We start from the raw sequence: 615 nt of genomic DNA on the forward strand, positions 1-615 counted from the left end.
ATCGTCACCGGCGCCACCCGCGAGGAAGCACTGGCACGCTCGCGTCGCGCACTGGCCGAATTCACCGTCGAAGGACTCGCGACGGTCATCCCGTTCCACGCCGCCGTCGTCTCCGATCCCGCGTTCATCGGCGACGGCGAGTCCTTCGATGTCCATACCCGGTGGATCGAAACCGAATGGGACAACCAGGTTCCCCCGTTCACCGCCGGTGAACCGATCGACGAGGACGAGGCGCTGCCGCGTCAAGCCGTCGTCGTCGAGGTCGGTGGACGCCGCGTCGAGGTCTCGCTTCCCGGTCAGTTCTCCCTCGGCGGTGGCGCAGCCGGTGGTAATGCCGACGGCGCAATCCGCCGTAAGCCCAAGCCCCGCAAGCGCGGCGGCGCCGGCGCCGGCGCAGCATCCGGTGACGCGGTCACCGCACCGATGCAGGGCACCGTCGTCAAAGTCGCTGTCGAAGAAGGCCAGGACGTCGCCGAAGGCGATCTCATCGCTGTTCTCGAAGCGATGAAAATGGAAAACCCCGTCAACGCCCACAAAGCAGGCAAGGTCACCGGCCTGGCCGTGCAACCAGGCTCCGCCATCACCCAGGGCACCGTCCTCGCCGAACTGAAGTAG

General features: G+C 67.0%; 1 protein-coding gene. It reads left to right on the top strand.

What is annotated here, in order from left to right; genetic code table 11:
* Positions 1–615 (top strand): biotin/lipoyl-containing protein (locus tag ACODSO_RS29205; protein ID WP_489040082.1); only part of this gene is annotated, 615 nt, incomplete at its 5' end.

The sequence above is a fragment of the Rhodococcus sp. FG69 genome, from assembly GCF_057808915.1.